This window comes from Mesorhizobium sp. WSM4828 (genome assembly GCF_055811175.1).
Map to the genome: position 1 here is coordinate 26,727 of NZ_JBVVQK010000042.1, position 9,293 is coordinate 36,019.

General features: G+C 58.9%; 4 protein-coding genes and 2 pseudogenes. 5 read left to right on the forward strand and 1 reads right to left on the reverse strand.

From position 1 onward, the window contains the following. The first annotated feature begins 616 nt into the window (after window positions 1-616). Window positions 617-2,533, forward strand: coding sequence for a hypothetical protein (locus AC0L2X_RS29405; protein WP_473600876.1), 1,917 nt, complete (start codon window positions 617-619; stop codon window positions 2,531-2,533). A gap of 10 nt (window positions 2,534-2,543) precedes the next feature. Continuing rightward, window positions 2,544-3,563, forward strand: a complete 1,020-nt coding sequence (locus tag AC0L2X_RS29410) for a ferritin-like domain-containing protein (RefSeq protein WP_473600877.1) — start codon at window positions 2,544-2,546, stop codon at window positions 3,561-3,563. Between the two features lie 281 nt (window positions 3,564-3,844). Here the strand turns inward: AC0L2X_RS29410 and AC0L2X_RS29415 are convergent. Further along, window positions 3,845-4,870, reverse strand: a pseudogene (locus AC0L2X_RS29415) (IS110 family RNA-guided transposase). A 556-nt stretch (window positions 4,871-5,426) separates the two neighbouring features. Between AC0L2X_RS29415 and AC0L2X_RS29420 the strand changes: the two are divergent. From AC0L2X_RS29420 to AC0L2X_RS29430, 3 genes and pseudogenes are all read left to right on the forward strand, one after another. After that, window positions 5,427-5,792, forward strand: a complete 366-nt coding sequence (locus tag AC0L2X_RS29420) for a hypothetical protein (RefSeq protein WP_473600878.1) — start codon at window positions 5,427-5,429, stop codon at window positions 5,790-5,792. A gap of 3 nt (window positions 5,793-5,795) precedes the next feature. After that, window positions 5,796-8,501: a caspase family protein gene (locus AC0L2X_RS29425; protein WP_473600879.1), complete on the forward strand. Its 2,706-nt coding sequence runs from the start codon at window positions 5,796-5,798 to the stop codon at window positions 8,499-8,501. A gap of 668 nt (window positions 8,502-9,169) precedes the next feature. Then, window positions 9,170-9,293, forward strand: a pseudogene (locus AC0L2X_RS29430) (type II toxin-antitoxin system HipA family toxin); the annotation flags it as partial.

Sequence of the window (9,293 nt, forward strand, 5' to 3'; positions counted from 1 at the left end):
ACCTCTGATACAAAGCGCAATCATCGCCCAGCGCCCAGGCGCCTGGCAAGACTTTTATAATTTTCTCCACCGCAGTACAAATTTTGCAGATCACGTTTCCGCCTTGGATTGTGCAAATATTGAGTTTAATATACGGTGATGGGCGCCATTGTTCGCGGGTGATGCGGTCGACCAATTGAGGGAGCGTCCAGTGAGCTATCTCGAGATTCCGCGCATCGTTTCTACTAGTGCTTTGAAGCTGACGTATCGACCATCAACAATCAGTCTGCTCCTTCATCAACACGGCGTTCCAGAATGAAGACCGCTCGACGAGAGGTGACGATGGCGGCTGGAATCCGAAAGGCACTGGAATCTTCCGTTTTGTTGGATGCGGATTACGGCAGCGCAGCTCGGCAAATATCAGATCGTGCACGCGCGCGCCGGTAGCTTCAACACCGTACGCCTCGCACTCCAGCGGAGTCCCCTGCAAGTTGCGTTGATCTCCCTATCCGTCGGCGGCGGAAGACCGCTCGCCCTCGATCCATAGCAGCAAACCGCGTCGTATATCTCTCGGACGCAACAGCGCGACTTCGTACTTGGGAACGCGTCACCTTCGCCCAGAATTCAGGAAGCACCGATGTCCTATCTCAACCCGACCAGAGTGCATTTTGCAGGCCAGTTTCGCGCTGACGTATCGACCGTCAACAACGACGACAAGCATTTCAATTCAGCGACGTTCACACCGAACGATCAGGACTACGGCCCAGGGTCGAGTAACGGCTGGTGGCAGCCTTCGGGCACCGGCGCATGGCGGCTTTGTGGCTGCGCGATCACCGCGGCGGCCTGGGACGGCAAATTTGCGACGACCAACGCTGCAGATCCCGTGGTCGGGTTGCCGCTGAGGAACAGCAGCGACCGCGTCGACGCCAAGATCGTTGACCTCGATCCGGATCAACAGATGGTATCGATGATCTTCGGGCTGGTGGTTCGGATTGCCGATCCGGCCAGCGGCGCGGTCCTGATGTCCGGCCAATTCTCGCCCGCGCCATTCATGGACATTTGGGGCCGCGGGGGGCAAGGCGACACCGGGGCCAGCGTATTCTACCAATCGACACTGGTCGATGTCGTCTGGGGCGACTTGTCTGCATCTCCTGCGTTGCAGGCATTGCAGAGGGCGACCATCCAGGGGCAATTGTCGATGCGTTTTATGCTCGACAGCTACAACATGGGTGGCGAGAAACGCGGCTATGGTCGGATCGTCGGCACGATCGGCCCCGCGCTGGCCGGGGACCCAGTACATTTCGTCGCCGGACGCCACTTGGCGTCGACCAGCCGAAACCTGGGTAACGTCACCTGTTGCATGAATCCCGAGCGGACACAGATTCTGGCCGACTTCGGCAACGCATTGACGAACGATGGCAGCGGCAACGTGCCGGATTCGGGTAGCATCCACTTGGTGGCCGTCAAGAATGACGCCTCGCACCTGGCGGCGGCAGATATCGTCGATCTGGGATCTCTGCTTGGCTACACCGCACCCCGCTATTATGAGCGGACAGCCGGAATCCAGGCCTTTCCTCCGAACGGCAACTTGACCGCGCTGCAACTGCAGGCGCTGAAGACGTTGCCACTCGCCGCCGTGCAATCGGATGGCGCCGGGGGCTGGAATGTCTGGACAGCGGAAGCGTCCGACGGCATCTACGCGCGCGCTGACATGTTCGTGTGCCGGATGAACCCCGGCGAAAGCCGCACTCTCCCCATTATGGTCACCAAATTCGGCCAGCCCTTGGCAGACCAGACGATCGTTCCAACCATTTCAAGCACCAATATCGGCGGCAGTTTCACCGTGTCCACCCCCAGCACGGCCCTGCAACTCGCCTTCAGCGGACCAACCGACGGCGCGGGCTGGACCAGCCTCACGATTGCCGGCAGCGATCCGGGCCGGCCGCGCCAGTTTCCTGACGGCACGTTTGTCGATGGCCAGGTATACGAGATCGATCTCGCAGTGGCAGGCGCGGTGAACGCGGGTACAGAATTCGATTCCGGCCTTTTCATCAGCGTCCTGTTGTTCAGCGAGACCAAGGTCCCCGACATGGTCACTTGGAATGACGACGTGCTGCCGATCCTACAACAATATGCCAACCTCTATCCGCGACCGCATGGTCCGGTCGTCAATTACGATCCCGGATATCCCGGCGAGCCCAACCCAACCCCGCTTCTACACCCGGTGATAAGCCTGACCAACAAGGATTGGGTGGGATCGTTTGCCCCGCGAATCCTGACCGCGCTCGGTCTTCCGATCGAGCATCCCAACCATATGCCGGTGACCCGCGACCTATCGGCGGGGCGGCGTGGCATTCTTGAGAGATGGATGCAGCAGGTCATCGACGGGTCAATACCGTTGGAGCCTGAACCCGTGCGTCCGCCCGATGCCGTGTCGATGGCCGAGCGCGCAGCCTCACGGACCGCCGCCGCGCGCCACCGGCCGGACATCCCTGACAGCAAGACCGCAGCGATGCAGCGGATCAAATCGGGCGCCGCCCGCAGCACGAAATAGGGCAACGGTCATGCTGAAGATCAAGCCGACAAACATCACCGACCTCGCAAGCCTGCGGTGCGCGCTGCAAAAAGCAATCGAGCTTGAGCATTCGACCATCCCGCCTTATCTGACCGCTTACTATACATTGCGCGGGACCAGCGCAGGCGGGGCCGAGGCACGGCGAATCCTGCACAGCATCATCATCGAGGAGATGCTGCACATGCAGCTTGCCTGCAACATTCTCAACGCGATCGGGGGCGCACCAGTCATCAACGCACCCAGGTTCATCCCGAACTACCCAGGCCCATTGCCGATGGGCATCGGCGGTGCGGACGGGCTAGTCGTCGGGATCAAGCGTTATTCCAAGGCCACGGTCAAGAATACATTCATGGAGATCGAGGAGCCCGAAAACCCGATCCACATTCCGGTCAAGACGACAACGCTGGAAGCTATTGCGCCGAGCTTCGAGACAATCGGCCAGTTCTACACCGCAATCGGCGACGAGATCACCAAACAGACTAACACCATCTTCACCGGCGACCCGGGCCACCAGGTGCCAGGCGCCACGATCGTCAGGGACGTCGACAGCGCGCTGCAAGCGATCGCGACAATCGTTACCCAGGGCGAAGGCACACCAACTTCTCCCACTGACAGCTCGACCGAATATGCGCATTACTACCGGTTCGAGGAACTGTTCATGGGAATGCGGATCGTCGTCGATCCGTCGTCGTCGACAGGCTATTCGTTCGACCCCAAGCAGAGCATCGTGGTCGACGACTTCGCGGACGTCACGCAGATGGCCGACAATCCGCGGACGATCGACATGAATTCGAACTGGCGCGCCGGACAACTCGCCGATGAATGTGACGCGATCTACACCAAGCTGCTTAACGCGTTGCATATCGGGTTCAACGGCCAGCCCGACTGGATCGACCGCAACGCCCTGTCGGTGATGTTCGAGTTCAAGAATTGTATCGAGGAACTGCTGCAGCAACAGCTCGCAGACGGTTTCTATGCCGGGCCGCGGTTCCTCTATGCGGGGCCCTGATTCGCCGAGCATGGTAGTGGGTCAGTCGTCTAATCGCGGACCAAAATGCAAGCTCAAATTTGTATTGAGGCGTCGTTTGCCGGGAGCACGGTCGTCTTCGCGGTCGACATGAAGCCGCCGCATGATGGGCTTCGCGAGGGATGGAGCCTTCCAAGGTTTGAAACGCAATCGCGAGCGTAGTGCCGCCAACGATGCAACTGACACAGCGGAATGGCTCGGCCCACGTCCTGGCAGGGACGTCTCGTTACGCCTCGGGTAGGCGCATTCGAACTTCCTTATGGTCAGGCAACGATGGCTTCTTCCCGGTTGAACAACTCACCGGATTTTAGCATCGCATGCATGATGACAGCGAGCTTGCGGGCGACAGCGACAGCTGCCCGCTTGAAGCCGATCTTCTCACGCAGCTTCAGCCCCCATGTGCGCAGACTGCTGTCAGCCCGGCTGCGCGTAAGGATCACGACTGCGGCCTCATAGAGAAGCCCTCTCAGGTGAGGATCCCCAGGCCGCGAGATATGACCATCCTAATCGACTTCGCCGGATTGATAGCGTCGGGTTGTCAAACCCAGCCACGCGCCGACAGCGCGCGATGTCTTGAAGTTCGATGGATCCTCGATGGCGCCGATGAATGAAGTCGCAGTGATGGTGCCGACGCCGGGAATCGACATCAACAGCTGGCATGCGTCATTGTGCCGGGCGTTGGCGACGAGCTGCTGTCCAAGTTCAGCAGCGCGGGCGCGCATGCTGAGCCAAGCATCGAGAAGGGGCAGGACAATCCGGGCAAGCTCTTCCTGACCGGCCAGCAGGCGCCGGACGTCGGCTTCGAACTTGCCGCCCTTGCTTCGCGGAATGATCAGCCCGAACGTCTTCATGAGCCCGCGGATCTGGTTGGAGAGCTCGGTCGTGATCTTGACCAGCCGGCTCCGCGCGGCCACCAGCGTGCGGCTCAGCATGCTGTCATAGCCCTTCACCCGCACCTCGCGGTAGAAGCCGACCTCCGCCAGATGCGCCAAGCCGTCGGCATCGTTTGCGTCCGTTTTGTTCGGCGCCATGTCCAGCGCGGCCTTGGCATGCCGGGCGTCGATGCAGATCGCCGGAAGTCCTTCGGCGCTCAAGGCATGATAGAACCACACCGACAAGGGTCCTGTCTCGAACACCACCCGCTTGGCCGCCGGCGCCCGCTTGCGGAGAACGTCCGCGACCAAACTCGGATCAGAGGGACATTTGCCGCGCCAGATCCATTTGCCGCCACGCCGCACAGAAATCGCCGTCTCTTTCAACGACACGTCGAGACCGATATATTCGCTCATGGTTGTTCTCCGTTCGATGCTTGGGCCCGGCGTCCAGTCGTGAGCCCGTACTTCCATCCTATCGGGGAACAACCACCCGCTCTTCAATATGTGACCGCTTCCGGCTTCAGGGCGACTCGCTCCGCGATTACCCCATGTTTGAAATTGGCTCAGCGATTTTCTCCGGCTCCCAAGTCCATCGGATTCGGAGCGGCTACCTCGCTTTTTTCGCCTTCTCTGCGCTAACGTCACCGACTTGACGTTGAGGTTCAGGGTCTTGACCGAGCCGGAGAAGCCGTTCGTGGTGAGGGAGATCGACGAACGCAAGCATCTGCGCAATTGCAGCAGGTCCTGCGCCTGCTGCAACGGCAGCCGTCGATTGGCGTGCTTCCAATGGATCAAAATCTCGCTTGGCGGAAACTTCGCTTCGGCGACACAGGCGGAGCTACTGCCGCTCCAAATGGCTGCGCACAGAAAATGGATGTATTGCGTCAAGGCGATTCTTTCTTCACCATGATGTCATCGGCTCCGCGGCCGATTACTTGCCGCATGTCGAGCTGGAATTCAGGGGGGTAGCATGGCAGGCGAATTGGCGCAGCAATTCTTCACGATGGCCAGTTTGGCCACATTGGCTGGCGCGGCCGGCGCAACACTGGTCGTGACGAACGTTGCGAAGCAGGCCTTTGGCTTCTCGCGCTCGTGGTTCGGGCTAGTCGTAGCCGAAGTGATCTGTGTCGGACTTGCAGCATATGCTCGACAAAATGGTTCAGATTTTGTGATCGCCGCACTGAACGGATGCTTGGTTTATCTTAGTGCGGCCGGCGCATCCGATGCCGCCGGTGGACAGCAGCCAGGCAATGGCAACAACAACGCGATACAACGTGGCAACAACGAGCTTGTGATGCCTCGAGGCTGGCGCACCTTCTTTGGCTCATGGTTCTGAGCTATGCCGCTCGACTTCAAATCGAGCGACGCATCGGCATTTTCCAAGTCAATTCACGCCGTGGTCGTTGGGGTCGGCCAATACGCACAACCCGCAAACGGTGGAAAGCTAAAGGACCTTCCCGATTGCGTTATCGGAGCGAAACGTCTAGCTGCCGTCCTAGTAGACAGCACCGCGTGCCGGATTCCTGACCATCAGGTAGAGCTGCTTACCCTACCAGCCGAGACGACGAAGAACGCCATCCTTGCTGCACTGAATTCTGCCGCTCGGCGGGCAAGCCCGCAAGCAGCACTTTTTGTATATTTCGCCGGGCACGGCCTCGAAACAGATAGCTCGTTTTATCTGGCAACCGTAGACGCGGAGCCCGTTCCGACACCGGACACATCTATCTCAGCGCAAGACTTGGCTGAGGCGCTGACAGGTACAGCAGCGAGAGGAATACTGATTGTCGTCGATTGCTGCGGCGGCGCTGCCCTAGCGGAACGGGCGCCCCTGGTCTTCAGTGCGCTAGGAGACCTGTTCGAATACCGCATCCTTCTCAGCGCGTCTAGACGCGGCCAATCTTCCTGGGAGTTGCCGGGAGAGGGTTCCCCTTTCACAAACCTCTTCATCGATGCCTTATCGGGTCATCTTCCCACCGTTGGAAAGCACGGTGAGATCTATTTTCGCGACTTGTCCGCGTTTCTCGTGAACGAGATGCGAAAACTCTTCAGGGGTAGGCTCTCTCGACTTGAGGAGCAGGAACCCAAGGCCGAAATCTCCGCAGGGGACGACCCTCTCGTCTTCGTCAACAGCGACATAAGCTTGGAGTCCGTGCGGTTAAACCTTGCACGCTTCTCTATCAAAGACTTTCGCCGCAGACTTCTCGTCACGCTTTCGACGGTGGTCGGCATCATCGTTGCGGTGACGCTGGGCATCTGGACGTGGCTCGATCAACACAAGTTCGCGCGTGTGAGAGCTGATGGGGTGGAATTGCTAGCGGGTTACCCTGATTGGAATCTGTTGCGTTTCCCAGATCCTATTTGGGAGTTCGATCTACGGAACAGCGACATCAGGGCCCAATCTTTGCTTGGGCGAAATCAGCCTCTCGTGTTGTTGAAGCGAGACGACCCGGCCGATTCGATCGGAGATAACCTGACTGAGATTGGCCGTGCTCGCATCGCGATGCAGCTTGGCCGGAATAAAGAAGCGACGACTCTTGCGAGCTCGATCCTTCAATCCTCAGGCGGTCTCTCCAAGAATACTGCCTACGATGCCAAGGACATCATCATCGCCGCGGCACCGGAGGGTGACGGCGCGAGCATCGCGGATCTCGTTAACGACGAAAAACTGGTTGCGACGCGAGCACTTCAAAGAATAGCAACCATCGATGCGCCGCTGTTCGAGAAGTTGCTGGCCTCCGGCGACATGATCGATCCAAGAAAATTCGACCAAGAACTGGTGTTCCCACGCATTCCGCCCGCGTGCATGAGCCCTATTTCAGCGTATGTTGAGCGGCTTCTTGGAAAGGAGTGGGCGCTCAATCCTTATGCCGCGGATCTGGTCGCGCGAACAAGATGTGTTCCGACTTTACTGGGGACCCGTGTGGACTGGAAGCATATCGCCGGCACGCAGGCCTATTTGAGGCGGCTCCTGTCGCCTTCTGAAGAAGAAAAAGAGATCGTTGCAGGATTCGACCGACTCGTCGAGGACCTGTCGGCCGAAGCGGCGGTTGCCGACGCTCCCGACCTTCCCGATCCTCGTTCGCTGCTCGGTAACAGCTTGGACGCCGCCGTGGCCTTTGATCGACCGGCATTCAAGTGCAGCCAGAAACTCCTCGATCTAATACGGAAATTTTCCGAACAACCGGATGGTCTGAATTTGTCCGAACGAGCGAGCGTCACAGCTTATCTCGCCCAGTATTGTCTTGGAGAGGCATTGACAATCAAGGCGTCGGAGGCGGGCGAAGTCGAAATTGGCCAAGGAGCAGCGATGCTTGTCACCGTACCGTTGCAGACGCTCGATGCAAAGACGATTCAAGCCCTCGCAGCTGTTTCCGCCGGGACGATGGTCCCTCTCCTAACGTACCAGATCGCCGGGAATTTCAGAGCCGCAGACAAGCTCCAGTCAATCTTCGCGATGCCGGATCTGCCGGCGAGCGTCAACCTAGTGGAGGGCGCCGCCGCTGCGCAAGAGGAGGACGTTCAGGCCGCTGCCCTTCTTTGGGTCTTCCACCATCGCCGAGCCGACTTAGTCCCGATGGTGAAGCGGCTTGGATCAACGCTCCTTGGTCCTGCGATCCTGCGAATATCGATCGCCGCACGTTCCGATCAACCTATATTTGCTGCCCTTGAACGTTTTGCGTTGGACTCACCGAGCGCCGGGTTGAGGACGTGCTGGACCACGATCTGGGGCCCGCTGGACGAGGCGATCAACAACGTCACGAAGCCGGCTCTGGAGGAGAGGAAGGTAGCGCTCGGCTGCCTTTCATTTCGCGGCGACTTGCCGTCGATCAGCAGTCGAATCGCACGATCGGGCAGTAGCTTTTACGCAGATGTTCTGGCTCGTGTTAGTCAGGCCGCTTTAGAGCACGACAGGCTAGCTGCCGATATCAAAACCACCCCAGCGTCGCTGAAGAAGTGGAGAGCAGGGGTCGACTTCACGGAAACGCTTGGAGGTAAGCTGTTGTTGGTCGCCCTAGTTCCCGATCCAGATCTGATGCTGCGGTAGGCAGTAGTGCTGCACGATGGAGGCGGCGGAGCGTCGGCGGTTCGGCTATAGGAGGATAATCATCATGTTGGCCAGGGCATGGCATCGTATCCTTGGAGGATGGTCGATGAAGCGCTTCTCGGCTTGCTAGGGATGACGCCAGGTGAATACCGGCGAAAGTGGAACTTCCAACCGACTATCCGATGGTGGCAGCTAAGCTACGCTGCGCAACGGTCGAAAACTAGCAAAGGCCATTGGGCTTGGATGGAAGGCCCACAAGCCAAGAAGGCGCCTGCCAAGCGAAAGGCGAAGGCGACCTAGCGTTGGTCGCATCTAGCGATGGCCGTTTTTGTTTAGCTACCAGTCGCCACAGCAGCCCAAACTACCCTCCGAAGAAGTCGTCGCTCGCCAACGCAGGCGAAGCTGGAGTTGCATCCGATCGGTCACCCGTTCCTAAAGATCGGCAAAGCGATCCTCTACCTGAGGGGCGAGTCGGATCGCTGGGACAAATCGATCCTCATTTGGGGCAATTGTCTGGAGCAGAAGTAACAGCTATTTCCACCAATGTACTATCGTCGACATTCGACTTGTCGCCTTGACCGAACCTGCAAAGCCCCTTCGCGTCCGGCTTGCTGACGGATGTCCAGCTAACATGAGCCTTTCCCGAAGCATCGACGTCTACACTAGGCGAGACCCGGCTTGGCGCACTCCGCTTCCGCTGGATCGGCGAAGAGACTTTCCAAGCGCCGATCCGCGCGGGCGTTCCTGCCCTAATCGAGCTTGGCCGGTTGCTCCAGATCACCGAACGGATTC